The 24602-nt window shown below is 68.1% G+C and carries 24 protein-coding genes and 1 pseudogene; 9 read left to right on the top strand and 16 right to left on the bottom strand.

Annotation, left to right across the window (positions count from 1 at the left end):
* The first annotated feature begins 27 nt into the window (after positions 1-27).
* Both EI982_RS06130 and EI982_RS06125 read left to right on the top strand, forming a co-directional pair.
* Complete coding sequence (locus EI982_RS06130) at positions 28-1017, top strand: 5-methyltetrahydropteroyltriglutamate--homocysteine methyltransferase (protein ID WP_157688645.1); 990 nt, start codon at positions 28-30, stop codon at positions 1015-1017.
* Positions 1014-2072: a methionine synthase gene (locus tag EI982_RS06125; RefSeq protein ID WP_157688644.1), complete on the top strand. Its 1059-nt coding sequence runs from the start codon at positions 1014-1016 to the stop codon at positions 2070-2072. The genes EI982_RS06130 and EI982_RS06125 overlap by 4 nt, the downstream gene beginning before the upstream one ends.
* A 65-nt stretch (positions 2073-2137) precedes the next feature.
* Here EI982_RS06125 and EI982_RS06120 read toward each other — a convergent pair whose 3' ends face one another.
* The 3 genes and pseudogenes from EI982_RS06120 to EI982_RS06110 form a co-directional block, all read right to left on the bottom strand.
* Positions 2138-2878 (bottom strand): hypothetical protein, encoded by a 741-nt coding sequence (locus EI982_RS06120; protein WP_157688643.1) that lies wholly within the window; start codon positions 2876-2878, stop codon positions 2138-2140.
* Positions 2879-2929: 51 nt separating this feature from the next.
* Positions 2930-4601, bottom strand: a pseudogene (locus tag EI982_RS06115) (ammonium transporter).
* Between the two features lies 1 nt (position 4602).
* Positions 4603-6546 carry a primary-amine oxidase gene (locus EI982_RS06110; protein WP_157688642.1) on the bottom strand — a complete coding sequence of 648 codons (1944 nt, stop codon included), beginning with the start codon at positions 6544-6546 and terminating at the stop codon, positions 4603-4605.
* A gap of 230 nt (positions 6547-6776) precedes the next feature.
* Here EI982_RS06110 and EI982_RS06105 point away from each other — a divergent pair, with 230 nt between their 5' ends.
* Positions 6777-7562 (top strand): TrmB family transcriptional regulator, encoded by a 786-nt coding sequence (locus EI982_RS06105; RefSeq protein ID WP_157688641.1) that lies wholly within the window; start codon positions 6777-6779, stop codon positions 7560-7562.
* Positions 7563-7688: 126 nt separating this feature from the next.
* A complete protein-coding gene (locus tag EI982_RS06100) occupies positions 7689-9020 on the top strand; it encodes a hemolysin family protein (RefSeq protein WP_157688640.1) in 1332 nt (443 codons plus the stop codon).
* Positions 9021-9088: 68 nt separating this feature from the next.
* Here EI982_RS06100 and EI982_RS06095 read toward each other — a convergent pair whose 3' ends face one another.
* From EI982_RS06095 to EI982_RS06085, 3 genes are read right to left on the bottom strand one after another with little or no spacing between them, the layout of a single operon-like run.
* The gene (locus EI982_RS06095) at positions 9089-9805 is read right to left on the bottom strand and encodes a hypothetical protein (RefSeq protein ID WP_157688639.1); all 717 of its coding nucleotides are present in this window, start codon (positions 9803-9805) and stop codon (positions 9089-9091) included.
* Positions 9802-10119 (bottom strand): 2Fe-2S iron-sulfur cluster-binding protein, encoded by a 318-nt coding sequence (locus EI982_RS06090; RefSeq protein WP_157688638.1) that lies wholly within the window; start codon positions 10117-10119, stop codon positions 9802-9804. Before EI982_RS06090 ends, EI982_RS06095 begins: the two co-directional genes overlap by 4 nt.
* On the bottom strand, positions 10120-11523 hold the full coding sequence (locus EI982_RS06085; protein WP_157688637.1) for a selenium-binding protein SBP56-related protein: 1404 nt from the start codon (positions 11521-11523) through the stop codon (positions 10120-10122). It abuts the gene before it with no gap.
* A 151-nt stretch (positions 11524-11674) separates the two neighbouring features.
* Here EI982_RS06085 and EI982_RS06080 point away from each other — a divergent pair, with 151 nt between their 5' ends.
* Complete coding sequence (locus tag EI982_RS06080) at positions 11675-12391, top strand: helix-turn-helix domain-containing protein (RefSeq protein ID WP_157688636.1); 717 nt, start codon at positions 11675-11677, stop codon at positions 12389-12391.
* Here the strand turns inward: EI982_RS06080 and ndk are convergent, their stop codons facing one another.
* From ndk to EI982_RS06055, 5 genes are all read right to left on the bottom strand, one after another.
* Positions 12392-12856, bottom strand: coding sequence for a nucleoside-diphosphate kinase (ndk, locus tag EI982_RS06075; RefSeq protein WP_157688635.1), 465 nt, complete (start codon positions 12854-12856; stop codon positions 12392-12394).
* Entirely contained in the window at positions 12853-13050 is a 198-nt protein-coding gene (locus EI982_RS06070; RefSeq protein ID WP_157688634.1) for a 50S ribosomal protein L24e, read from the bottom strand. Before EI982_RS06070 ends, ndk begins: the two co-directional genes overlap by 4 nt.
* On the bottom strand, positions 13050-13274 hold the full coding sequence (locus EI982_RS06065; RefSeq protein WP_049936843.1) for a 30S ribosomal protein S28e: 225 nt from the start codon (positions 13272-13274) through the stop codon (positions 13050-13052). The genes EI982_RS06070 and EI982_RS06065 overlap by 1 nt, the downstream gene beginning before the upstream one ends.
* A 6-nt stretch (positions 13275-13280) precedes the next feature.
* Positions 13281-13643: a 50S ribosomal protein L7Ae gene (gene rpl7ae / locus EI982_RS06060; RefSeq protein WP_157688633.1), complete on the bottom strand. Its 363-nt coding sequence runs from the start codon at positions 13641-13643 to the stop codon at positions 13281-13283.
* A gap of 189 nt (positions 13644-13832) precedes the next feature.
* Positions 13833-14771, bottom strand: a complete 939-nt coding sequence (locus EI982_RS06055; RefSeq protein WP_157688632.1) for a ring-cleaving dioxygenase — start codon at positions 14769-14771, stop codon at positions 13833-13835.
* Between the two features lie 132 nt (positions 14772-14903).
* Between EI982_RS06055 and tmcA the strand changes: the two genes are divergently transcribed.
* Entirely contained in the window at positions 14904-17153 is a 2250-nt protein-coding gene (tmcA, locus tag EI982_RS06050; RefSeq protein ID WP_157688631.1) for a tRNA(Met) cytidine acetyltransferase TmcA, read from the top strand.
* 7 nt (positions 17154-17160) lie between these two features.
* Here tmcA and EI982_RS06045 read toward each other — a convergent pair whose 3' ends face one another.
* Positions 17161-17901 (bottom strand): GNAT family N-acetyltransferase, encoded by a 741-nt coding sequence (locus EI982_RS06045; protein ID WP_157688630.1) that lies wholly within the window; start codon positions 17899-17901, stop codon positions 17161-17163.
* A gap of 262 nt (positions 17902-18163) precedes the next feature.
* Between EI982_RS06045 and EI982_RS06040 the strand changes: the two genes are divergently transcribed.
* Together EI982_RS06040 and EI982_RS06035 are read left to right on the top strand one after the other, a co-directional pair.
* Complete coding sequence (locus EI982_RS06040) at positions 18164-19375, top strand: BamB-related PQQ repeat family beta-propellar protein (protein ID WP_157688629.1); 1212 nt, start codon at positions 18164-18166, stop codon at positions 19373-19375.
* A gap of 37 nt (positions 19376-19412) precedes the next feature.
* Complete coding sequence (locus EI982_RS06035; RefSeq protein ID WP_157688628.1) at positions 19413-19745, top strand: DMT family transporter; 333 nt, start codon at positions 19413-19415, stop codon at positions 19743-19745.
* Between the two features lie 22 nt (positions 19746-19767).
* Here the strand turns inward: EI982_RS06035 and EI982_RS06030 are convergent, their stop codons facing one another.
* Positions 19768-20070, bottom strand: coding sequence for a DUF8011 family protein (locus EI982_RS06030; protein WP_157688627.1), 303 nt, complete (start codon positions 20068-20070; stop codon positions 19768-19770).
* 299 nt (positions 20071-20369) lie between these two features.
* On the opposite strand from EI982_RS06030, the gene EI982_RS06025 reads away from it, so the two are divergent.
* Positions 20370-20810, top strand: coding sequence for a hypothetical protein (locus EI982_RS06025; protein WP_157688626.1), 441 nt, complete (start codon positions 20370-20372; stop codon positions 20808-20810).
* Positions 20811-21163: 353 nt separating this feature from the next.
* Here the strand turns inward: EI982_RS06025 and EI982_RS06020 are convergent, their stop codons facing one another.
* Genes EI982_RS06020 through EI982_RS06010 form a run of 3 tightly spaced genes read right to left on the bottom strand, consistent with a single transcriptional unit; the run spans position 21164 to position 24601 of the window.
* Entirely contained in the window at positions 21164-21493 is a 330-nt protein-coding gene (locus tag EI982_RS06020; protein WP_157688625.1) for a 4Fe-4S dicluster domain-containing protein, read from the bottom strand.
* A 49-nt stretch (positions 21494-21542) separates the two neighbouring features.
* Positions 21543-22856, bottom strand: a complete 1314-nt coding sequence (locus EI982_RS06015; protein ID WP_157688624.1) for an aminotransferase family protein — start codon at positions 22854-22856, stop codon at positions 21543-21545.
* A gap of 38 nt (positions 22857-22894) precedes the next feature.
* Positions 22895-24601 (bottom strand): glutamate--tRNA ligase, encoded by a 1707-nt coding sequence (locus tag EI982_RS06010; RefSeq protein ID WP_157688623.1) that lies wholly within the window; start codon positions 24599-24601, stop codon positions 22895-22897.
* Between the last annotated feature and the right edge of the window lies 1 nt (position 24602).

Genomic DNA, 24602 nt, shown 5'->3' with positions numbered 1-24602 from the left:
AGCGACAGCATGACCTAGTCGGTCGTGATGACCGAACTGGTCGCCACGACACCCGGACTGTATCCGTTGCCCGACTGGGCGAAAGACGAACTTGCCGAGCTGAAGGGTCACCAGAAGGGCGACCTCATCGGCGGCGACGAGGGGCCGGAAATCGTCGACGCCTACGACCGCGCGCGGGCTGAGGTCGTCGAGACGCAGGTCGACGCGGGTCTCGACCGCGTCGTCGAGGGACAGCTTCGCTGGGACGACATGCTCGCCCACCCGCTGACGATCAACGACGCCGTCGAGACCGGCGGGATCGTCCGCTACTACGACAACAACAACTTCTACCGCGACCCGCAGGTGCGTGACGAACTCGTCCCCTCGGGCGACGTGGCGGCCGAACTCGGCGCGGTCGAGGCGGAGGGCGACCTGCAGGCGGTTCTCCCGGGCCCGTACTCCCTCGCCGACCTCGCCACCGACGACCACTACGGCGACGCGGCCGACTTCCTCGATGCCGTCGCCGATCTCCTCGCGGGCGAGGTGGACGCCTTCCCCGCCCACGAGACGCTGTTCCTGCTGGAGCCGTCGCTGGTCGAGGCGCCGCCGGACGACGACCGGCAGGCCCACGCGAGCGAGGCCATCGACCGCGTGGCCGCGGCGACGGACGCCGACGTGGTCGTCCACACCTACTGGGGCGCCGTGCCGGAGAAGACCTACGCACACCTCATGGACGCCGACGTGGACGCCATCGGCTTCGACTTCGTCGCCGACGCCGACGCGTCGCTCTACAACATCAACGAGTACGGCACGAAAGATCGGATCGCGATGGGGCTGGTCGACGGGCAGAACACGCTGGTCGAATCGCCCGAGACGGTCCGCGACCGGGTCGAGTGGGTCGACGAGCGAACCCACACCGACTTCGAGCGGGCCTACCTCACCTCGAACACGGAGCTGTTCTACCTGCCGGTGAACAAGTTCGAGGCCAAACTCGAAGCGCTCGGTGACGCCGCCGCGCTCGCGGAGGTGGACGCATGAACAACCGCGAGCAGTTCCGTCCCGACGACCACCCCACCGACCACTTCCTGCTCACCTCCATCGTCGGCAGCTACCCCAAGCCGAAGTGGCTCAACCGGGTGGCCGACCTCGCGGACGACCCCGACTCGAAGTTCGACGAGGACCACCTCCACGAGGCCCACGACGACGCCTGTCGCGTCATCGTCGACGAACACGAACGGGCGGGCCTCGACACCGTCTCCGACGGCGAGATGCGCCGCAACGAGATGGTCGAGTTCTTCGCGGACCGCATCGAGGGCTACGAGTTCAACGGTCCCGTGAAGGTGTGGGGCCACAACTACTTCGACAAGCCCTCCGTCGTCGACGACGTCGAGTACGCGGAGTCGTGGCTGGTCGACGAGTTCGAGTTCACCCGATCGGCCGCCTCCAAGCCGGTGAAGGTGCCGATCACCGGCCCCTACACGCTCGCGTCCTGGTCGTTCAACGAGGCCTACGACGACGACGCCGAACTCTCCTACGCGCTGGCGGACCTCGTCAACGAGGAGATCGAGGCGCTGGTCGACGCCGGCGCGCGCTACATCCAGATCGACGAACCGGCACTGGCGACGACGCCCGACGACCACGCCATCGTCGGCGAGTGTCTGGAACGCATCGTCGCCGGCGTCCCCGACGAGGTGCGTATCGGCCTCCACGTCTGTTATGGCGACTACTCGCGGATCTACCCCGAACTGCTGGAGTATCCCATCGACGAGTTCGACCTCGAACTCTGTAACGGCGACTACGAACAGATCGACGTGTTCACCGACCCCGAGTTCACGACCGACCTCGCGCTCGGTGTCGTCGACGTTCACACCACGGAGGTCGAGACCGTCGAGGAGATCAAGGAGAACATCAAGCAGGGGTTCAAGATCGTTCCCCCCGAGCGCCTCACCGTCAGCCCCGACTGCGGCGTGAAGCTCCTCCCCCGCGAGGTCGCGTACCAAAAGATCGAGAACATGGTCACGGCCACGCGGGAGATCGAAGCCGAACTCGACGCCGGCGAAATCGATCTCGGCCCGGAAGTCAGCGCGGACTAGTCGCGTTCTCGACTCTCCACCGTCGGCCCGTCGGGACGACCGCCGCACCGGAATCTCCCCGCGGATCACGCGGGCGTCGGCACCGACACCGTGTGACGGCGGTACGCCTCCCTAGCACCGACGGCGATGAGAACGCCGCCCACGAACCCCAGGACGCCCACCTCGGCGACCGGCGGGACGCTCCCCACCACGCGCCAGCCGGCGGCGACGCCGACCAGGAACCCCACCTGGACGAGCAGGATCGCGGCGAGCGTCCACGGGCGGTTCACGTCGGCGTACAGCGTGCCGACGGCGGCCGTCTCGGCCGCGGCGTGGATCGCGAACACGGCCGCCCCGATCAGTCCGAGCGTCGCGTCGGCGGCGTAGACGGTAGCGAGGACGACGCCTTCGAGGCCGCGGTGGAGCGTCACCGCGCCCAGCGTCGCGTCCGCGCAGGCGCCACAGTCCGTGAGGGCGTTCCCCCGTGTCGTGGCGACGAGCGTGGCGCCGACACCGACCGCGAGGACGGCGAACGGGCCGCCGTCGAGGGCGAGGGTCGCGGAGAGGCCACCGAGGACGAGCAGGAGGAGGGGGACGACCGCACGGACGGGGCGGCGGCCGGCGACGACGAGGACTAGACCGCCGCCGAGCAGACTCGCCCCGACGGAGGCGCCGACGGCGACGGGAAAAGCCAGTCCGACGCCGGTAGACGAGGGGGTCCCGTGAGCGGCCGCCGGCGCAGCCAGGAGGGCGATTCCGAGGACGATGCCGGCGGCTCGGACGGGGCGTCGTGCGGGTGGGGTCGATGGTGGCTCGTCGGTGGGCACGGGTACGGTGAGGAGTGTGGTCGTGGGGCGATGCGGGCGTCGCGGACGGTGTCAGACCGCCTCGTTGCCCTCCTTGCCGGTGCGGACCTGAATGGCGTCCTCGACAGGCAGGATGAAGATCTTGCCGTCGCCGGGTTCGCCGGTGTGTGCCGCGTCGCGGATCGCGTGGGCGACGTCCGAGCCGTCCACGTCGGCGACCACACACTCGACTTTGGTCTTCTGGAGGAGGTCGACGGAGTACTCCTCGCCACGCCACTGGCCTTTCTTCGCGGGCTGGGAGCCGCGGCCGGAGACGTTCGAGACGGTGATCGAGGGCGCACCGGCCTCGGCGACCGCCTGTTTCACCGCCCCGAGTTTGTCGGGACGGATGTAGGCGATCACCATCTCGACCTCAGTCATCGTCGGAGACCCCACTGCCGTCGGTCGCCGTTTCGGGCGTCCGTCCCGGCGCGGTGCCGACCGAGTTGTCGCCGAACTCGGGGTAGGTCACGATGCCGTGCTCCGAGGAGTCGAGCCCCTCGCGTTCGTGTTCGTCGCTCACCCGCGCCCAGCCCAGGGCCTTCAGCAGGCCGTAGATGACGAAGGTGATCACTCCCGCCCAGAGCGCGAGGACGACGATGCCGGCGACCTGCACGCCGAGCTGGGAAACCGAGAACGCCGACGTGGTGTCGACGAAGGGATACGCGAGCGCACTCAGCGCGCCGGCGGAGCCGTGGACCGGGAAGACGGCACAGACGTCGTCGATGCCGAACTTCTCCAGCAGGTCGAAGACGAGGACGACCTGCACGCCGGCGAGGAAGCCCACGACGAGCGTCGCCTGCCAGCTCGCCACGGCCGCGATGGAACAGACGCTGACGAGCCCCGCCAGCAGCCCGTTGGCCGTCATGAGGCTGTCGACCTTGCCGCTCCGGAGGACGCTGACCGCCGCGGCACCGATACTGCCGGTCCCCATGACCAGCGCGGTGTTGATCGCGACGCGGCCGGCGTACGCGTAGTCGGCGAGGGCGAGTTCGCCGGCGTCGGTGACTTGGAAGACGTTGACGGCGGTCCCGACGTTGAACCCGTACCAGCCGAAAGCCAGGATGAGCGTCCCGAGGATCGCGTAGGGCAGCGAGTGGCCGGGGATGACGTTCGCGGAGCCGTCGTCGTTGAACTTGTCCACCCGCGGGCCGACCATGTACGCGGCGACCAGGCCACAGACCCCGCCGGTCATGTGGACGACCGCCGCGCCGGCGAAGTCCTGGAAGCCGAGGGTGGCGAGGAAGCCACCGCCCCAGGTCAGTCCCGTCGCGACCGGGTAGATGAGCGCGCCGACGAAGACGGTGAACACGAGGTAGCCGCGGAGTTGCGCGCGCTCGGCAACGGCGCCCGAGACGATGGACGCCGCGACCATCGAGAACGCGGCACCGAAGAGGATACTCGCCCACGCCGTCGAGCCGGCACCGTAGTGGGCGAACGGCGCGGAGAAGCCGCCGCCGGAGGTGACCCCGGCGACGATGGCGGACACGCCGACGCCGACGATGAAGTACGCGAGGACGCCGATCCCCCACGTGAGGACGTTCTTCGTCAACTGGTTGGCGACGTTCTTCGAGCGCACCTGCCCCGATTCGAGCATGCCGAAGCCGGCGTGCATGAAGAACACGAGGAAGGTCGCGACCATCACCCAGAGAAGGTTGACCCCCTCGGCGATGACCTCCGGATCGGCCTGTAGTATGACCGACATCTCAGTCGTCACCTACCGACGTCAGGTCGTGTTCGGTGTGACACGGCTCCGGCGGCAGCGAGATGGAGGGGTTGCTGTCGAGGAAGCCCTCCGGTTTGAGGTGGAAGCTCGCGATCTCGACGGGCAGGACCGGCCAGTCCTCCGCACGCGTGACGTGGTTGACGCCGAGAGTGTACCAGCAGACCACGTCCTCGCCGTCGAGGTCGCGATCCTTCTCGGTCCACTCGGACAGCCCCGTCGTCTCGTCGTTCTGATTGGGGTAATCGCCGGCCGCGAACCGTTCGTCCTCGTCGTACTGGGTGGCCCAGAAGTTGTTCTGGATGAACCCGGCCCGCTTTTTGGTGCTGGAGGTGGACCTCGCGGGCGAGTTGACGTTGGTGTGTGGCTCCAGCTTGTAGCCACAGGGTCGGCCGTAGGAGTTCGTCGTCTCCGTGCTCTCGACCCGCCAGTACTTGCCGTTCAGCGGGTCGATGTCGTCACGGGCCTCCATCTCGGACCCCATGATCGTCTCCTTGGCCTTGAACCCCTTCTTGCGGTCGCTGCCGACGGGTTCGTTGTGGACTTCCTTCACCCGGTTCGGCGTGTCGTCGATGTCGAAATCCAGCCGGAAGTTGAAATGGTGCTGGTGGATGGACGTCTTGACCTGCGGCGCGACGAGTTCGTACTCGCCGTTGGTGTCCGTGGCGTCCTCGTCGGCGGGCACCATCCCGTTGGAGTCGATGCCCGTGAGACGGACCTCCCCTTCGATGGAGCCGTCGGGGTAGAAGTACCAGTAGAACCCGTAGTCGTAGTTGTAGACGGTGGCGATGAAGGAGATGACGAGGCGCCGGCGCCGCCGGACCTCGGTGTGCTCTTTGCGCCACTCCGTGTGCTTCCAGAGGACGCCGTCGTCCTCCTCGTGCATACAGATGGCGTTCGGCATCGTCTTCGGATCGCCGTTGGTGTCGTTCATGGCCACGTCGAAGTAGTGCATCTCGCCGAGGCAGTCACAGCCCTCGGTCAGCACGTTCGCCATCCGCCCGACGTGGAACTCGCCGATGTCGAACGCCTCCTTCCAGGAGTGGTTGGGGTCGCTGTCGCCGTAGGGGACCGCCATCTCCGAGGCGGAGGCGCGGTGGAGCACCTTCCGCTTCTCGCCCTCGTCCTCGAAGGTAACGTCGTGGAAGACGAGTCCCTCGCGGGGCGTCCAGCCGACCTGGAACTCCCAGTCGAGCCACTCGACGGTCTGACCCTCCACCTCGAAGCTCGGCCCCTCGGGCTGCACGACGTCGAGGTGTTTGAAGTCGTTCCGCGTGTCGACCCGATCCGCCCGGAAGTCGGCGTCCTCGGACGGCAGCGGGCTGTCCTCGTCGACGACGCCGTTGTCCTCGATCTTCACGACCTCCATCTCGTCGAGGTCGACGAAGGCGAACAGGCCCTCGATGGGACGGGCGTAGCCGTTGTCCTCCTCCTCGGTCCGGATCCAGGAGATGGCGCGGACGAGACGCCGGTCGTCGTACTCCTCCGGCTCGAACCCACTCGCCGGCCACGGATCCACGATGGCGAGGTCGAAGTCCTCGACGCCCCGTTTGGCCGCCGCCTCCTGCCAGTCCGGATCGTTGATCACGACCTGTTCGGCCTGGTCGACCTCCGGGGGCGTGATCGCGGGCTGAACGTCCTCGATGTGTGTCACCTCGAGCAGTTCCTCGCCGGTTATCGAGACGCTCGCCTCGTAGGTTTCACCGTCCTGCCGGACGATGAGGAACGCCTCGCGGTCGAAGTGGTCGCCCTCCTCGAAGGCTCGGACGAACTCCTTTTCGGGTTCGTCGAGGACGACGTTGTGATACACCGCGTCGTCGTCGACGTCCCACTCGGCTTCGAGGATGTCGGTGGCTGCGGCGATTTCGTCCGTCGTCAGGGGATCGAGCGGATGCGAGACGCTCGTCTCGTTGAGATCCACCGCCATTACTCGAACCTCAAACTGAGCCCGGTTTTTGGTGTTCGTACTTTTTTCTTTTCTTGGTCTTGGTAGTCGAACATGGTTTTCTCCACGGTGAAAAGCACCCGGTCTGAAGGTATTATATCTACTTCACCACTCCCCAGTGGTGAATACAAGTTATATTAACACAATTATATTCTCGATCGTCGGCGTCGCTGGGGACAACAGGCAAGTGGGTCGGGAGTCGAGTGACCCGTGTGAGCTCCGAGCCGGAGATCTACCTGCGGGAGATGGGATTGTCGGAGTACGAGGCGGCGACGTACGTGGGCCTGTTGCGCGGCGGCACGTCGACGGCCAAGGAGATTACCTCGCTCACCGGCGTCCCGCAGTCGCGCGTGTACGACGTGCTCGACTCGCTCAACGCCAAGGGGTTCGTCGTCGTCCAGGAGGGCCGCCCGAAGAAGTTCGGTCCGGTCGATCCGAACCAGGCAGTGTCGCAGTTCCGCGATTTCAAGCGCCGGGAGCACGTCCGCAAACTCGACGAGATTCAGGGGCTCGGCAACGACTTCCTTGACGCCGTCGAGGAAGCGGACTACGGACAGGAGCGCGACGACGAGGTGGACATCAGTTGGTCGTATCCGAACCGCCACCACATCCTCGAGAAGCTCGAACGGCTGGCCGACTCCGCCACCGACGAGATACTCATGATCACGACACCGGAGAGTTTCGAGCGAATCGCCAACCACCACGCCGAACTCCTCGGCGAGAAAGCCGAGGCGGGTGTCGGGATCCGCGCACTCGTCTCGGACGAGCGCGACCTCGACCCCGCGGTCGGCGACCGGGTGGCGGGGATGATGGAACTCCGGTTCGTCCAAGACATCCGCGGACGGCTCTACACGTACGACGGCGAGAACGTCCTCCTGGCGTTCAAGGCGCCGAACGACGACGGATACGTCGGTATCTCGACGACGAGCCCCCACCTCTACGCGACACTCTCGCAACTCTTCGACCTCCTGTGGGACGACGGCGAACCGATGTCCTGAGACGGACTGCCCTCACCGTGTCCCGGCCGTCACCGATCACGTGGCAGCGACGTTTTTAGTGACTCCCCGGGGACATGCCGGTATGGATACGCCGAACACGAACGCCGCCGGCTACCGGGACCGTCGATGGTAGAGTTCGCTCTCTCCGTCGGACGGCTCCTCGTCGCGTTGGTCCTCGTGGTGTTGAACGGGCTCTTCGTCGCCGCGGAGTTCGCCTTCGTTCGGGTTCGGGCCACGTCCGTCGAACAGCTCGTCGCCGACGGAACCCCCGGCGCGAAGGCCCTCCAGGACGTGATGACCGACCTCGACAACTACCTCGCGGTGACGCAACTCGGGATCACCCTCGCCTCGCTGGGACTCGGGTGGGCCGGCGAACCGGCCATCGCGTCGCTCATCGAGCCCGCCCTCGGGTCGGTCCTCCCCGCGACGCTCGTCCACCTCGTCGCCGTCGGTATCGGCTTCGCGATCATCACGTTCCTCCACGTCGTCTTCGGCGAACTCGCCCCGAAGACGTTCGCCATCGCCCGGACCGAGCGGCTCTCGCTGTTGCTCGCACCGCCCATGAAGTTCTTCTATCTCCTCTTTTATCCGGGCATCGTCGTCTTCAACGGGGCGGCCAACGCGTTCACGCAGTTGCTCGGCGTGCCGCCGGCTTCCGAGTCCGACGAGACGCTCGGCGAGCGCGAGATCCGACGGGTCCTCGCCCGCTCCGGCGAGGAGGGCGACATCGACGTCGAGGAGGTGGCGATGATCGAGCGCGTGTTCGAACTCGACGACACCACCGTGCGGGAGGTCATGGTCCCGCGGCCGGACGTGGTGAGCGTGCCGGCCGACGCCACGCTGTCCGACCTCCGCGAGACCGTCTTCGAGTCGGGTCACACGCGCTACCCCGTCGTCGAGGCCGACGACCCGAACCAGGTGGTCGGGTTCGTCGACGTCAAGGACGTACTGTACGCGGGCGAAGACGCCGAGGACCAGGCGGCGACGGCCGGCGACATCGCACGGGAGGTCATCGTCGTGCCCGAGACGACGGCGATCAACGACCTCCTGTTGCAGTTCCGGGGGGAGCACCGCCAGATGGCCGCCGTGATCGACGAGTGGGGATCGTTCGAGGGGATCGCGACGATCGAGGACGTCGTGGAGGCCGTCGTCGGCGACCTGCGCGACGAGTTCGACGTCGACGGGCGCGAACCGGCGATCCGCCGTCGAGGTGACGGCGGGTACGACGCCGACGGCGGCGTCGCCATCGCGACGGTCAACGACGTCCTCGACGTCGACATCGAGCACGGGGCGGTCGAAACGATCGGCGGCGTGGTACTCAGCCGAATCGACCGTGCGCCCGAAACCGGCGACTGCGTCGAGATTGCGGGACGCGTCGTCGAGGTGACCGGCGTCGACGGCACCCGGATCTCGACGGTTCGGATCCACGAACGGGACGCCGAGTCGGCCGACGAGTGAGCCGGCGGGCGCCCGCCCCAGCGACGAGCAGCGGGAACGTCTCGGAGTCGGGCGCCCTCGGCATCGACTCAGCCCGTGACGGCCGACCGCCGCCCGGCGTAGCGGAGATACCCCTCCCGAGCGCCGACGGCGAGGAGAACGCCACCGACGAGTGCTAGCAGTCCCGCCTCCAGCGCTACGGGGACGGCGTCGACGACGCCCCATCCCGCGGCTACGCCGCCGACGAATCCGACCTGGAGGAGACAGATGGCCCCGAGTGCGTACCGGCGGGTGGGAGCGTAGAGCGAGCCGATTGCGGCTGTCTCCGCCATGGCGTGGACCGCGAGGACGGCCGCACCCGCGACACCGAGGGCCGCGTCGGCGACGTAGAGGGTGGCGAGGGCGACACCTTCGAGGCCGCGGTGGAGCGTCACGGCCCCCAGCGCGGCGTCCGCACAGCTGCCACAGTCCGTGAGGGTACGCCGCCGGGCGATGGCCGCGAGTCCCACGCCGGCGGTGACGCCGAGGACCGCACTCGCCGGGACCCTGTCGAGGGCCAGCGCGACCGAGAGGCCGCCGAGGACGACGAGCAACGGGTGGACGAGACGCCGAACCGGAACGTTCCACCGACCGGCGACGGCGAGGACGAGGACGCCACCGAACAGGCTGGCGCCGACGGAGGCAGCGACGACGAGCGGGAAGTCGAGGCCCGCCGCGGCGGTCCCGACGCCGTGTGCGGCGACGGGCGTCGAGAGGGCAACGCTCGCGAGGCTGACGGCCACCACGCGACGGGGGGTGCGGTTCATTTCCACGGGTTCGGAACGAGGTCCGCCTGAATCTCGGCACCGACTTCGATTCGACAGTCCGAGCGCGGTTCGGCCACACAGAGCAGGACGTAGCCGTCGCGCCGGTGTTTGGGTTTCAATCCCCGGGGGCGTTCGACGTGAACGAGGTCGCCGTCCAGCAGCCGGCCGGTGCAGGTGCCACAGGCACCGTACAGACAGCCGTAGGGGACGCCGAGTCCCGCACGCTCGGTCGCGTCGATCACCGTCTCGCCCTCGGCGACGTCGACCGTCGCGTCCTGTCCGTCACGCCACTCCAGGGTGACCTCGTGGGACATCTACTGCCAGACGTCGCTGGTGCAGTCCCCGCCGGGCCAGCGAATCTCGTGGGCGCGGGCCGGGCCGCCCGGGGCGTCGCCGAAGTCGACGAGGAAGTCCTCGTCGAGTTCCATCCGTCCCTCGTCGGGGTAGACGTCCGCCTTCAGCATCACCGACCCCTCCTCGGCGATGTCGGGGTAGAACTGGTTGTCCCACGAGGAGAACAGGGACGTGGTCCAGTAGACGCGCTTGCCGTCGCGCGAGAGCTGGAGCATCTGGGGTGCTCCCCGGATCTCCGTCCCCTGCACCTCCTGTCGGTCGCTGAAGTTGCCGCCGGCCCAGATCCGGTCGACCAGTCGAGGGTTGCCGAAGTCGCTCACGTCGTACATCCGCATGTCGCCGTGCAGCCAGTTCGAGAAGAACAGGTACTGATCGTCGAGCGAGAGGACGATGTCCGTCACGAGACCGGGGACGGGCATGTCCCAGTCGGGGTGCTCGCGGGACTCGACGTCGATGACCTTCTCCCACTCCCAGTGGCCGTCGCTCTCCTCCCAGAAACGAAGGATGTTCGAGGAGAGCGCCGCGCCGACGTAGCCCTGCGTCTCCTCGGGATCGTGGGGCATCCGGATCTCCAGCGGAATCTGCCCCTCCTCGCCGAAGTTCAGGGTCTGCTGGTGTTCCTTGTTCTCCCAGTCCCAGATGTGGATGCTGTCGCCGTACTTGCCCTCCTCGACGTCGTCGAGGTCGAAGCCGGGGTAGTAGGTCTTCGGCGCCGCCCACTCCGTCGAGATCATCACGTTGTGGCGGGGCTGGTACCAGTAGTCGTAGTTCATCTCCATGTCGCCGCGGTCGGCTTCCCAGTGGCCGTCGATGGAGAAGTCGCTCTGGTCCAACTGGAGGAAGCCACCGGGGAGTTCGCCGTCGGCGTCCCCGAGCATACTGATGACGACCTTCCCTCCCGGCACGCAGTGGACGGTGTGGGGTGCCGAGAGGTCGTATTCGAAGATCTCCTCGGGCTCGATGACTCTCTCGATCTCCATGTTCCGCGGATCCTCGGCGTCGAGGATGTGGATACGGGAGGACCGCTGTCCGGGGACGATGAGGTGATCACGCATCAGCCCCTCGGTGTGACACGACGACGAACAGGTGTTCCAGCCGAAGTGGTGGAGTTCGTCGCCCTTGTTCGGCATCTCGACGGTGTCGACCAGTTCGCTGTACGTGTCCGATTCGGGGTCGAGGTCGACGACGCCGATGAAGTCGGAGCCGTCGACGTCCATCCCGACACGGAGTGCGATGACGAAGGCGGTCTTCTCGCGCTCCGACTCGGTCCGCATCGCCCCAGGCGTCGGATACCCCGGTCCTTCGACCTCGTGGTGTTCGTGTCCGTGCTCCTCTGCCGTGCCGCTGGGTTCGTCAGTGCTCATGCCAGACACTATCATACACTGTACGAACATAAATAATGATTGAGTTGTCGAGCGACAACACGTGTCGGTCAGCCTTCGAGAAGTCTTATGGGCTGGCCGGCGTACCACGGGGTGTGTTAGCGGTGTCCCACGACGGCCGGGAGGGTAGATGATGCGCGAGTTCGCGTTCGATATCGTCTACGAGACGGGTGCCGATCCGGTGATGGACGTGTTCATCGAATATCCGACACTCGTCGGCGAGGCGTTGCACGGCTGCGTGACCGAGGACAGTTTCTGGCGCGTCGAGCGACTGACCGGTCCGACGGCGGCGCTCGATTCGGTCGAACGACTCCGCCTCGACGAGACGGTCCGGACGGCGTCGGTGACCGAGACGAACTGTACGGCCACGCGGACCCACGACGTGCTGGACCGCTCGGAGGACGAGCGGGTGATCTACACGCACCTCGACGGAATCGAGGACGGCGACTCCGTCCAGACGCTCTCGGCTCGATATCTACCCAGCGGGTCGCTCTTCTGTACCACACGACGGGAGGCACGACATCGCTGGCGCATCTTCCTGCAGTCGGACGAGAAGGTGGGTCTGCTCTACGACGCCCTGAGCGCGAATCTGCGATCCGGGCTCTCCTTTCACATGAGTCATCTCGGCGAGGCCGAAGAGTGGGGACACGATTCGTTGGGATCGGTCTCGCTCCCTCCGGATCAGCGACGGGCGATGCGGGCCGCTCTCGATCACGGCTACTACCGGACGCCACGCGAAATCACGCTCGACGAGCTGGCGGGGAATCTGGACGTACCGCGGTCGACGCTCTCCTACCGGCTGCGTCGGGCGGAAGAACGACTCGTCACGGGCTATCTCGGCGAGACGTAGCTACTCGTACAGCCAGGTCTCGTCGACCTTCTCGTAGTCGGCGAGTTCGTCCTCGTCGAAGAAGAGGTCGATCTCGCGCTCGTTCGCGCCCTCGTCCTCGTGGTCGGAGCCGTGGATGACGTTCCGACCGAGGTCGAGGCCGAAGTCGCCGCGGATGGTGCCCGGTGCGGACTCCGCGGGATCGGTCTCGCCCATCATGTTACGGACCTGCCGAGTGGCGTCCTGTCCCTCCCAGACCATCGCCATCACCGGGCCGGAGGTGATGAAGTCGACGAGGCCGTCGAAGAAGGGCTTGCCCTCGTGTTCGCCGTAGTGTTCGTGGGCCAGTTCGTCGGAGATCCGCATGAACTTCGCGCCGACGAGCTTGAGGCCGCGGTCCTCGAACCGCGAGATGATCTCGCCGATGAGGCCGCGCTGGACCCCGTCGGGTTTGACCATCACGAAGGTGCGCTCGGCGTCGCTCATTCCTCACCCTGGCCGCCGGCCGCCTGCCCGTCCTCGGTCCACTCGAGGTCGCGGGCCTCGCGCCCGAGGAAGTAGTTCTTCTCGGCTTTGGAGTCCACGAAATGCAGGATCGTGCCGTCCGTCCTGACGTACATGGTCCCCGTACCGGGTTCGATCTCTTCGCCCGTGTAGTCACAGGTGCGTGTATCGACCATTACTGCCCTCCGATGGAGTCGGCGTCGCGCTGTGTCTCGCGCAACTGGAGCACGTCGCCCTCGCGGACGGGGCCCAGCACGTTGCGCGTGATGATTCGACCCTGGTTCGATCCCTCCTGGATGCGACATTTGACCTGCATGGCTTCGCCGTGCATGCCGGTCTTGCCGACGATCTCGATTACCTCGGCGGGCATCGAGTCGCTGGCACTCTCTTCGGCGCTCATGGTCGCTTACCGGAGGTCCTCGACCTTGGTGCTGATGTCTTCGACCTGTTCCTCGGCGTCGCCCGCGTCGACGATGGCGGCCGCGGCGCTCCCGACCTCGAGCCCCGCCGCGTGACCGACGTCGTCCTGTGTCTCGACGAAGACGTAGGGGATGCCCTTCTCGTCGGCGAGTTCGGGCAGGTGCATCACGATCTCTTCGGGTTGGACGTCCTCCGCGATAATGACGAGGTCGGCGTTGCCGCGTTCGACCGCCTTCGTCGTCTCGTTGGTTCCTTTCTTGACACTACCGGTGTCTCGCGCTACTTCGAGCGCCTCGATGGCGCTTTCGGCGAGGTCCGCCGGAACATCGAAATTGACGTAAACTGACATGATTTGTACCTCCCACCCGTCGGCTCGCGCACCTCACCAGCCGTGGCGGCCGGCCGCCGGCCGCCGGAGTTCCCTGATGGGGAGGCGCATCATCAACCGCGGGCAGGCTGTACGAGCGATTAGCAGGGGACCCCATAAAAGCGCTTTCAAAGCCGAGAGGCAGTGTGAGGGCGGCACACGGTAGGTGGCTTACGCGAGTTCGTCCAGTTCCAGCGGCGGCAGCGACGCTTCGATTTCGTCGCGGCGCCCCTCCAGCCACTCGGGCAACACGAGACGCTCCCCCAGGTGTTCGAGGTCCTCGTCGACCGTGTATCCCGGTTCCTCCGTCGCGTACTCGAAGAGGACGCCGCCGGTCGTCCGCGTGTAGACCGACTCGAACCACTTGCGGTCGATGATCTCCGTCGGCCGCAGCCCGTGGTCCATGAGGACCTGCCGCCACTCCGGCTGGGTCGCCTGGGTCACCTGGAAGGCGACGTGGTGGACCGTCCCCGCGCCGGGCCGGCCGCTCCGCGCGTCCGGATCCTCGACGACGTCGACGACGTAGCCGAGGTCGCCGTCGGCCACGTAGCGCCGCCGGTCGCCCTCGTCGCCGGCCGCCTCGAAGCCCATCGTCTCCAGCAGCGTCGCCGTCCGATCGGCGTCGGAAAGCGAGAGGGTGACGCCGAAAAAACCCCGGATCGCGTGGTCGGCGGGTACCGGTCCCTCGGGAGGGTCCCCCGCCGGGGCGTCGGCCCGCGCCACCAGTTCCAGCGGCAGACCGTCGGGGTCGCGAAACGGGATCACGACGTCGCCGAACCGTTCCCGCGGTTCGTCGGCGTCGACACCTTCGGCGCCGAATCGGTCGACCCAGTAGTCGACGGCGTCGCCCGGGATCAGGAACGCGACGGCGCTCGCCTGTCCGTTGCCCACCCGCCCGGGCCGCGCGTTCGGGTACGGGAAGACGGTCATGCTGGTCCCCGGGGAGCCGCCGTGGTCGCCGTAGAACAGGTGGTACACCGACGTGTCGTCCTGGTTCACGCTCCGCTTGACGAGGCGGAGACCGAGGGTCTCGGTGTAGAACCGTGCGTTCCGAGCGGGGTCGCTCCCGACGGCGGTGACGTGGTGGATTCCCGGGATGTCGCCTGGCATACGCCGTCGTACGTGTCGGCTGGAGTTAACGACTCCGTAACCGCGACGTCACCACGTGACACGACCGTCACCGGCCGCCCTCGACCGGCCGGGAGGGCAAGGCCCTTGGTCGCCGCCGGGGTACGGCCGGGCATGGATCTCGCGAGCGTCGTCGCTCCCCTCCGGGCCGAGGCCGAGCGGGCGAACGAGCGCCGACTGCTCACCCTGTCCGGCGACCGGACGGCCGGGCTCGACGCCGCGGCCGCGGCCGTCGCCACGCTCGGCGACGACGCCGACCTGACCGTCGTCACCGCCCGCGAGGGCGTGAGCTGGGCGGAGCGACTCGACCCGGCACACGCGTCGCGGCTCCTCGGCACCACGCGCGATGCCGTCGTCCTCGACGCCCACGCGGGCGTCTCGGCGAACGTCCTCGGGCGGGTCGTCGGGGCCGTCGACGGCGGCGGCCTCCTCGTCCTCGTCACGCCGCCGCTCGACGACTGGCCGGGTCGCCGCGACGACGCCGACGAGCGCCTCGCCGTGCCGCCGTTCACCGTCTCGGACGTGACGGGCCGCTTCCGGCGCCGACTGGTCGACCTACTCTACGCCCACCCCGGCGTCGCCGTCGTCGACGTGGACGCCGGCCGGGTCGAGCGCGACGGACTGACCGATCCGCCGCCGGCGCGGCCCCGGTCGACGCCGACTACCCCCACCGACGCCGCCTTCCCCGACGCCGCCTACCGGGCGTGTCTCACGGCCGACCAGGCCGAGGCCCTGGCGGCGCTCGAACGCCTCCGGGACCCCGACGCCGCCGTCGTCGTCGAGGCCGACCGGGGGCGGGGGAAGTCCGCGACGGCCGGCCTCGCCGCCGGCTGTCTGGCCGCCGAGGGCCGGGACGTCCTCGTCACCGCGCCCGCCTACCGCAACGCAGCCGAGGTGTTCGACCGCGCGGCGGCGCTTTTCGACGCCCTCGACGTCGCGGTCGAACGCGACGACGACGGCCGCCGCCTCTCGACCGCATCCGGGCGGGTCCGGTTTCGCGACCCTGCGGCGGTCGTCGACTCCCTCGGCGTCGGTGCCGAGGGCGACGCCCCCGACGCTCTGATCGTCGACGAGGCCGCCGCCCTGCCGGTTCGACGCCTCGAAGCCTTCCTCGACGGCCCCGCCGTCGCCTTCGTCACCACCGTCCACGGCTACGAGGGGGCCGGCCGCGGCTTCGACGTGCGGTTTCGCGACCGGCTCGCGGCGAGCGACCGCGCCGTGACCGACGTCCGCCTCGACGACCCGATCCGGTACGCTGCCGGCGACCCCGTCGAGGTGTGGGCCTTCCGTGCGCTCCTCCTCGACGCCCGGCCGGCCGTGGACCAGGTCGTCGCGGGGGCGACGCCCGCCGACGCCACCTACCGAGCGCTCGACCCCGAGACGCTGCTCGCGGACGAGCACCGTCTCCGGGAGGCCTTCGGGCTCCTCGTGCTCGCCCACTACCGGACGGAGCCCGACGACCTGGCCCGCCTGCTCGACGCCCCCAACCTCACCTGCCGGGCGCTGCTGGTCGACGGTCACGTCGCCGCCGTCGCCCTGCTGGCCCGGGAGGGCGGCCTCCCCGCGTCGCGCCGCGAGGCGATGTACGAGGGCGCGCGGGTGCGAGGGAACATGATCCCGGACGTGTTGACGAGCCAGCTCCGCGACCTGGAGGCGGGGCAGCCGGTCGGCTACCGCGTGTTGCGGATCGCCACCCACCACGCGCTCCGCTCGGCGGGGTTCGGCACGCGGCTCCTGTCTGCCTGTCACGACGAGTTCGACGACGAGGTGGACTGGTTCGGCGTCGGCTACGGGGCGACGCCGCGGCTGGTCCGCTTCTGGGAGCGGAACGGCTACCGGACGATCCACTGCTCGACGACGCGCAACGCCGCCAGCGGCGAACACTCGGCGGTCATGCTGCGACCGACCGGTCCGGACGGGGAGGTGCTCCACGACCGCCACGCGCGGCGGTTCTCCCGGCGGATGCGCGACGGGCTGGGGGACGCGCTCCGTTCCCTCGACCCCGACGTGGCGCGTGCAGTCCTGCGGGCCACCGACGCCGCCCCGGCGCCCGACCTCTCGCCCCACGAGTGGCGGGTCGTCGCCGCCGCGGCCTTCGGGCCGGGGCTGTACGACGCCGCGCCCGGTGCCTTCGCGGACCTGGCGCTCGCGCACCTGACGGATCCGGACGTCGACCTGTCCCCCCGGGCCGAGCGGTTGCTGGTGCGCAAACCCCTGCAGGGGTGGTCGTGGGAGCGGGTCGCGGCCGACCTCGACTACGTCTCCACCCGGGAGTGCATGCGGGCGCTCGGGGCGGCGTACCGGCCGCTGGTCGAACGGTACGGGACGGACGTCGCGCGGGCGGAGCGGCGGCGTTACGAGTGAACGCAGGTCACGCGCAGTCGAGGAACGACGCCAGCATCACCTCGTCGACGTACTCGTCGCCGATCCGGTAGTGGTCCTCCCGGACCGCCTCTGTCTCCCAGCCGTGGGCCTCGAGGAACTCGATGGCGGCCTCGTTGGTCGCGGGGACGCTGTTGTACAGTTTCTCGAAGTCGTGTTCGCACGCCCACCGGATCCCCCGGTCGAGCAGCGCGCTCCCGATGCCGTGGTCGCGGTAGGTCGGCAGGAGCCCGACCGTCAACACCGCGGTGTGGGCCAACTTCGCCGTCTCGGGCAGGTCGAGGTGGACCCACCCGACGACGTCCTCGTCGACGCAGGCGACGAACACCATCCGCGACCGCACCTCGTTGTGCCGGAGGATCACCTCCTCGTGGTCGAGCAGATCCGCAACCGTCTCCGCTTCGATGTAGGTCCCCTCCTCGGCCACCGACCGGATCACGCCGATCAACCCCGAGAGGTCCCGCTGCTGGGCCGCCCGGATGGTGTAGGTGAGGTCCGCCGCGTCGTGTTCCTCCACGTCCTCCTCCCGGTAGGCCACCCGCAGCGTCTCGCCCTCGCGGCGGATGTACCCGTCGCGGCGCAGGATGGTGACGTGGTGACCGAAGGCCTCCGGATCGAGGTTCAGCGCCCGGCGTGCCCGGTCCGCCCGGACCTCCCCGTGTGCCTCGACGTAGTCGTAGATGTCCCGGCGGTCCTCGTGGTCGAAGTTCAGTTGCTCGGTCAGTTCCATGATGACGTGTTACACACTACCGTACTTAATCGTTCGTGACGGCTCGGATCCCGTGGTCCGCCAGGTGCACCGGTGCGCTGACGCCCGTCCGGGGCTCCGTTTCGTGACCTGCAATCCGATTTGGGATATAATAGCCGGAGAGGCCATTCCCCCGTATGGACTGGGCCCTCCGGATCCGGAAAGACGTGCAATCCTGGGTACTGAAGCTCGTACTGGTCGTTTCCATCCTGACTGTCGCCGGTCTCCAGCAGTTCGACGTGATATGAACCGACGGGCGTTCCTGTCGACGACGGTCGTCGGTGCGAGCGTGCTCTCGGGCTGTCTCTCGATGCTCCCGTCCTCGGACCCGGATACGCCCCTGCCGGACGCGCCCACCGGAGCGTGGACACAGTACGGCGCCGACGGGGCGAACACGCACGCGACGAACGCATCCGGACCACCGAGGGGGAACCTGGCGTGGACGTCGGAGGCTTTCACGCGCTGGCAGCCCGCGGTCGCCGACGGGACGGTGTACACGACGAACTTCGATCCCAGCCACGACGGGAGCGCCATCGCACTCGACGCACGGGACGGCACCGAACGGTGGCGAACCACCCTCGACGCCAGCGGGGACAACGGGACCGTCGTCGTCGGCGATCGCTGTATCGTGGCGTACGACACGGACCTCGTCGCGCTCGATACCCGGACGGGCGAGCGGGTCTGGACGGAATCGACGAACGGGTTCGAACGGCTCGCCGCCGACGAAGCCACCGGGACCGTCCTGGTCACGTCCGATATCGGTATCGAAGCGTTCGGGGCCGCGAACGGGGAGAAACGGTGGGAAACCCACACGGTAGGCCGTCTCACCCACGCGCCCGCAGTCTACGACGGGCGTGTGTTCGCCGTCGGGTACGTCGACGGAGCGCCGTCGCTCGTCGCCGTCTCGCTGGCGGACGGCTCGGACCACTGGCGGCGCGAACTCGCGTCCGCACCCGAGTCCGCCGCGCCGGTCGCGACCGGGAATGGGGTGTTCGTCTCCGACGACCGAACGCTCGTCGTCCACGACGGGGAGACCGGCGACCGGGTGCGCGAACTCCGTTCGTTCGGTGATCCCGACCCCGTGGCCCCCCGGACGGTCGCCGTCGACGACGGGACCGTCTTCCTCACCGGTTCGTTCGGCGCCGCCGCGATCGACGGCGAAACCGGAGCAAAACGGTGGCGCCGCGACACGTCGGTGTCCAAGCCGGGGATCTGCGTCGGGCAGGAAACGGTCGCGTTCCCGGTCGGCGACCCCGAATTCGCCCCCGGGAAGGAGACGATCGGCGCGTTCGATCGCGACTCGGGAGAGCTGGCTTGGCACTACGCGTTCGATCCCGGATTCCACCACCAGGTGACGTCACCGCCGGTCCTGGTCGACGGGGCCGTGTTCTTCACGGCCACCCACATCGACGGTCTCGGGGCCATCGGCGACGTGCCCGCACGGGATCGACGATAGTCGAAACGACTACCGGACCGGGAACCGACCCCGTCGTATGAACCCGTACGTGGTGCTCGGAACGGCCATTCTCGCCGAGGTGATCGGGACGACGGCGCTCAAACTCTCACAGGGCTTCTCACGCCCGCTGCCGAGCCTTGGCGTCATCCTCGGGTACGGCGTCGCGTTTTACTGTCTCTCGCTTGCGCTGGAGGATCTGCCGGTCGGTGTCGTCTACGGAACGTGGGCCGCCATCGGCATCGTCGCCATCGCGGCCATCGGCGTCGTCGCCTTCGACGAATCGGTCGACGTCGCAGGGATCGTCGGTCTCGGTCTCATCGTCGTCGGCGTGTACTGTCTCAACGTCGTCTCCGGGATGTCGGCTCACTAGTCCCACGAACCGAGCGCGCTCCCTACCCAGAACCGAGAACGACGTCGGGGGCGAAGACGGTGAGGCCGAGCAGACCGATCAGCCAGAGAATCGCGGTGACACGCAGTCCGCCTGCGATCCGGCGGCGGTCGGTTGGAAGGGACTCGGCCAATCCGGACAGCACGAACCCCACCGCCATGACGAGCGAACTGAGGGAGGACCCACCGAGTAGAACGTCGTAGTAGAGGTAGATGCTCGACATGGCGAACGCGCCAGCGAACATCACGAGCGCATGGAGTCTACCGGAGGGTTCGCTGAAGACGACGGTTCCGACTTTGGAGGGCACGGAACCACCAACTCTCGCGACGACGTAAATATCGTCGCCCGGGTGATCCACGGTGCTCGCCCTCTTGCATCGACTTCCGACCGGATCGATACGAGCTGAACGGTTCACGGACGAGAGCGGCGATCAACGGACGGGCCGAACGCTCAGGAACGACATCGGCCGTCCGGCCGCTCGTCGTACCGGCGGTGACGAACACCACCAGCGATCGATAGCTCCGTCGTATCCGCTGGGTTGATTGTCACGTCCGGTCGACGCCAGGGAACGAGTATGAAGCGCCGTACCGCCGGGATCTTGGTGGTGTGTCTCGGTCTCCTCTTTCCCGTCGTCTACCCGTTCACCACGGCCACCACGCCACGAACCCTCACGGTGAACGGTTCACCGTCGGACACGCGGACGCGTACAGCGCGACGGGGAGCATCGCCGTAGAGGGGGAGGTAAAACTGGCGTTCCAGGGGGTCGTTGCCTCGGACGGTGCGTGGTATCGGAAAGTCAGAGAGGACGCCGTCGTCTCGGAGGAGTGTGACGCTCCGAGGGACGGAACGCTCTATCGGCGGTACACGATAACGGAAGAGGGGCGTGCCGGACAGCTTCGAGGGCGGATCACCGACGACGAGGACGGGGTGCTCGTTCGAGAGCGTCGGGAGGGTGACCGCGTGACGTTCGTCGTCGGATACGCGGACGACGGCCGTCCGCCGTCCGGGACGGTTCGCTACGAGCCACGATCCGGCTGGTACGACTGACGGCGAACGTATCGAATCACGGACGCGTCAGGCACCGTCCGAGCGACAGCCGATACGCACGTGGTGAGATCAGCGAACGTATCATGGGAGGAGACCACCCCTGCGGGGTCATACGCGGCGTACATCCTGGCTATGTCGACCAGCGATGACCCGGCGGCTCGCCGGATCACGTACGAATTCGACCCGAGTGACGCCGACCCCGATCGACCGAATTGGGTCGACGAAACCGAGGCGGAGTAGCGGCTCGGCTCCCCGCTGGTCGGTAGTGAGACGAACGGGAACGCGTCCCCGCGTCTTCGCGGGGGCAACGGACGGTGCGCCGAGTATCTCCCTAGCCAGGACCGCCCCGTCGTTCAGACGCGGTTCTCGCGGCTCGGATCCACGTCGATGGCGTCGACCGGGCAGACGTCGACACAGAGCATACAGTCGATACACTGGTCCTCGTAGGTCGGGTGGGCCTTGATTTCGCTCTCGGGGTGGTCCGGCGTGTCGACCCACTCGAAGACGTCGACTGGACAGTCCTCCAGACAGGCGCCGTCGGCGAGACAGATGTCGAAGTCGACGGCGACGTGCGTGCCGTGGATGCCGCGTTTCTCCGGCGGTTCGACGGGACCCCAGACGGCGACGCCGTCCCGCTCGTCAACCCGCTCGCGGGTCCGCTCGAAGTTCGGATCGATGGCCATACCCCGTCTCGGCGCCCGGGACGGATAAACCTACGACCGAACGCGCGACCTACTCGAAGACCGCGGCGACGGCGGCGTCGAGGGCGTCGACGGCGGTGTCGATCTGGTCGTCGGTCACCGGCAGCGGCGGCGAGACGATGATCTGCGTTCGCGGGCGACCGCCGCCGACGAGGACGCCCTGGCGTTCGGCCTCGTCGATCACGTCGTCGACGGGGTTGTCGCCCGACTCGACCCAGGGGTGATGGAAGGGCTCGTCCGTCTCGGGGTCGGTGAACTCGACGGCCCACAGCAGGCCCCGTCCCCGTACGTCGCCGACGGCGTCGTAGGTCTCCAGTTCGCGGAGTCGGGATTCGAGGTGGTCGCCCCGCGCCCGCGCGTTCTCGATCAGGCCGTCGTCGTAGGCGTCCATGGCCGCCACGCCCGCCGCACACGCCACCGGGTGACCGGCGAAGGTCTGCCCGACGTCGATGCCCTCGTCGTGAAGGTGACCCGCGATCTCGGGGCTCGCCACGACGCCCGCGAGGGGGACGTACGCGCTCGTAACTCCCTTCGCGAAGGTCAGCAAGTCCGGGACGACGTCCTCGGTCTCGATGCCGAACCACTCGCCACACCGACCGAAGCCCGTGATCACCTCGTCGGCGATCAGCAGGACGTCGTAGCGATCACAGATCTCCCGCACCCGCTCCCAGTAGTCCGCCGGGGCGGGGTAGGCGCCGCTCGTCCCGCCCACCGGCTCCATCAGGACCGCCGCGACGGAGTCGGGGCCCTCGTTTTGGATGACGTACTCCAGGTGGTCGGCGGCCTGGCGCGCGATGGCCTCGGGGGTGTCGCCGTCGAACGGCGAGCGGTGGACGACAGGCGGGAGGAACTTCGCCGAGCCGCCCGTCTCGACCTGCCGCCCCATCGCGTTTCGCGTCTCGGGATCGCCCGTCAGCGACGCCGCCCCGTAGGTGGCGCCGTGGTAGGACTGATAGCGTGTGAGCACCTTCCGACCGCCCGTGTACTCCCGGGCGAACTGGACGGCCGACTCGTTGGCCTCGCTCCCGGAGACGGAGAAAAAGACGTCGCTCAGCTCGCCCGGCGCGACCTCGGCGATCCGGGTGGCGAGGATCGACCGTACGTCGCTCCCCTTCGCGGACGAGACGTAGGGGATGGTCGATGCCTGTTCGGTGATCGCCTCGACGATCCGTTCCTCACCGTGCCCGGCGTTGACACAGTAGAGTTGCGAGACGAAATCAAGATACGCGTTGTCTCGGTCGTCGTGGACGGTGACGCCGTCGCCGTCGACGAGCGTCATAACGTCGTCGTCCCCGTACCAGTGTGGGATTGCGTCGGGACGAGCCTCGGCCGTTGGCTGAGCCATACCTCACGTTCGTTAGGGGGAAAATAAACGTTCGGTCGTTACTCGTGGGCGAAGTACGCCACCGCGTCGTCGTCGAGGGCGTCGATCCGGGCGAAGCCCACCCGCTCGAACTGCACCACGTCGTCGACGGCGGCGTCGGCGAGCGCGGGTTCCGCGACGCCGATCACGTCGCCGTCCGGCGTCCGCAGTCGGAGCGGGACGCCGCCCTCGGCGGGCACCCAGTGGATCACCGGCACGTCCTCCTCCCGGACGGCGGCGATGTCGTCGCCGACGTACTCGAAGCCCTCGTCGACGCGGCGGACACAGCCGAAGCCCTTGAGCCAGACCCGCTCGCCGGCCGCGGGAACGTCGGCGGGTTCGATCAGGACCGCGCCGGGAACGGGTACGTCGCGGCGGCCGCGCTCCTCGTGTTCGGGGTGGACGGGCGGCCGGCCCGCGTCCGGCCCGCCGTCGACCGCCACCTCGACGCCGTCGCGGACGAAGAAGTGGCGGTCTGCGTCGTCGTCGATCAGGTCGCGGTTGTTCGCGTACACCGCGCTCATCGACAGCTCGACGTTGCTCGTGGAGGTGCCGAGTTCGATCATCGCGTCGACGATGGCCTGCCCCCGGATCCCCCGGCGTCGCAGGCTCGCGAGCGTCGGCGCCCGCGGGTCGTCCCAGCCGTCGAGCTCCCCGTCGTCGATCAGTTCCTTGATCGTCGACGTCGAGAGGCTCACGTCGTACTCGTCGACTTGGACGTGCCCCCAGTGGACGACTTCGGGGTACTCCCAGTCGAAGTAGTCGTAGACGAACCGCTGGCGCTTCGCGGAGTCCTGCAGGTCGATGCCGCGGATGATGTGCGTGACGCCCGTGAGGTGGTCGTCGACGCCGGACTGGAAATCGAGCATGGGCCAGCAGCGGTAGTCGGCCGCCTCCGGCCGGGGGTGTGGGCGGTCGATCATCCGGAAGGCGACCCAGTCACGCAGCGCCGGGTTCTTGTGGGTGATGTCGGTCCGCACCCGGAGGGTCATCTCGCCCGCCGAGTACTCGCCGTCGACCATCGCCTCGAACTCCTCGCGGGTCCGCTCGGGCTCTTTCCCGCGGTGGGGACAGGGCTCGCCCGCGTTCTTCAACTCGGAGAACTCCGCCCCCGGACAGGAGCAGGTGTAGGCGCCGCCCCGGTCGATCAACTCGCGGGCGTGGTCGTAGTAGGTCTCCAGGCGGTCGCTAGCGCGCAACACCGCGTCGGGTTCGAAGCCGAGGTAGTCGATGGCGTCGAGGATGGCGTCGTAGGCCTCCAAGTCCGGGCGCTTCGTCTCGGGGTCGGTGTCGTCGAACCGGCAGATGAAGCGGCCGTCGTAGCGCTCCTTGTACGTCCCGATGACGGCGGGCATCCGGGCGTGTCCGAGGTGCCATGGACCGTTCGGGTTCGGGGCGGCGCGCATCACGACGCCGTCCTCGACGTTCGACAGGTCCGGAAGCGGGTGGTCGTCGCCCTCGTCCTCGCGCTCCAGTTCGGCCAGCTTCTCGGGCGCCAGGTCGGCGAGTTCGTCGCGTCGCTCAGCGTCCGAGAGCCCGTTGACCTCGCTGACGACGCCCCCGACGACGCCGGGAATCTCGTCGGCGTGTTCGCGAAACTCGGGGTTCTCGCCCATGAGCGGGCCCATGACCGCGCCGACGTCCGCGTCGCTCTCGTATTTCACCGCGTTGAGGAGTGCGTGCGTCCGCGCCGCTCGTTCGACGCGGTCGCGCAGTTCGGAGTCCATT

Source organism: Haloplanus salinarum (assembly GCF_009762275.1).
GTDB lineage: Archaea > Halobacteriota > Halobacteria > Halobacteriales > Haloferacaceae > Haloplanus > Haloplanus salinarum.
Note: the sequence above shows the minus strand (reverse complement) of the source record. Positions and strands in the feature narration are given on the sequence as shown.

Excerpts from the sequence above, each read along its gene's own strand:
- EI982_RS06015 (WP_157688624.1), bottom strand. The coding sequence starts at position 22,856 with ATGGCTCAGCCAACGGCCGAGGCTCGTCCCGACGCAATCCCACACTGG.
- EI982_RS06010 (WP_157688623.1), bottom strand. The coding sequence starts at position 24,601 with ATGGACTCCGAACTGCGCGACCGCGTCGAACGAGCGGCGCGGACGCAC.
- EI982_RS06070 (WP_157688634.1), bottom strand. The coding sequence starts at position 13,050 with ATGGTCGATACACGCACCTGTGACTACACGGGCGAAGAGATCGAACCC.
- EI982_RS06020 (WP_157688625.1), bottom strand. The coding sequence starts at position 21,493 with ATGGCCATCGATCCGAACTTCGAGCGGACCCGCGAGCGGGTTGACGAG.
- EI982_RS06035 (WP_157688628.1), top strand. The coding sequence starts at position 19,413 with ATGAACCCGTACGTGGTGCTCGGAACGGCCATTCTCGCCGAGGTGATC.
- EI982_RS06100 (WP_157688640.1), top strand. The coding sequence starts at position 7,689 with ATGGTAGAGTTCGCTCTCTCCGTCGGACGGCTCCTCGTCGCGTTGGTC.
- EI982_RS06055 (WP_157688632.1), bottom strand. The coding sequence starts at position 14,771 with ATGCCAGGCGACATCCCGGGAATCCACCACGTCACCGCCGTCGGGAGC.
- EI982_RS06085 (WP_157688637.1), bottom strand. The coding sequence starts at position 11,523 with ATGAGCACTGACGAACCCAGCGGCACGGCAGAGGAGCACGGACACGAA.
- EI982_RS06095 (WP_157688639.1), bottom strand. The coding sequence starts at position 9,805 with ATGAACCGCACCCCCCGTCGCGTGGTGGCCGTCAGCCTCGCGAGCGTT.
- EI982_RS06130 (WP_157688645.1), top strand. The coding sequence starts at position 28 with ATGACCGAACTGGTCGCCACGACACCCGGACTGTATCCGTTGCCCGAC.
- EI982_RS06040 (WP_157688629.1), top strand. The coding sequence starts at position 18,164 with ATGAACCGACGGGCGTTCCTGTCGACGACGGTCGTCGGTGCGAGCGTG.
- EI982_RS06110 (WP_157688642.1), bottom strand. The coding sequence starts at position 6,546 with ATGGCGGTGGATCTCAACGAGACGAGCGTCTCGCATCCGCTCGATCCC.
- rpl7ae (WP_157688633.1), bottom strand. The coding sequence starts at position 13,643 with ATGTCAGTTTACGTCAATTTCGATGTTCCGGCGGACCTCGCCGAAAGC.
- EI982_RS06045 (WP_157688630.1), bottom strand. The coding sequence starts at position 17,901 with ATGGAACTGACCGAGCAACTGAACTTCGACCACGAGGACCGCCGGGAC.
- tmcA (WP_157688631.1), top strand. The coding sequence starts at position 14,904 with ATGGATCTCGCGAGCGTCGTCGCTCCCCTCCGGGCCGAGGCCGAGCGG.
- EI982_RS06090 (WP_157688638.1), bottom strand. The coding sequence starts at position 10,119 with ATGTCCCACGAGGTCACCCTGGAGTGGCGTGACGGACAGGACGCGACG.
- EI982_RS06125 (WP_157688644.1), top strand. The coding sequence starts at position 1,014 with ATGAACAACCGCGAGCAGTTCCGTCCCGACGACCACCCCACCGACCAC.
- EI982_RS06080 (WP_157688636.1), top strand. The coding sequence starts at position 11,675 with ATGCGCGAGTTCGCGTTCGATATCGTCTACGAGACGGGTGCCGATCCG.
- ndk (WP_157688635.1), bottom strand. The coding sequence starts at position 12,856 with ATGAGCGACGCCGAGCGCACCTTCGTGATGGTCAAACCCGACGGGGTC.
- EI982_RS06065 (WP_049936843.1), bottom strand. The coding sequence starts at position 13,274 with ATGAGCGCCGAAGAGAGTGCCAGCGACTCGATGCCCGCCGAGGTAATC.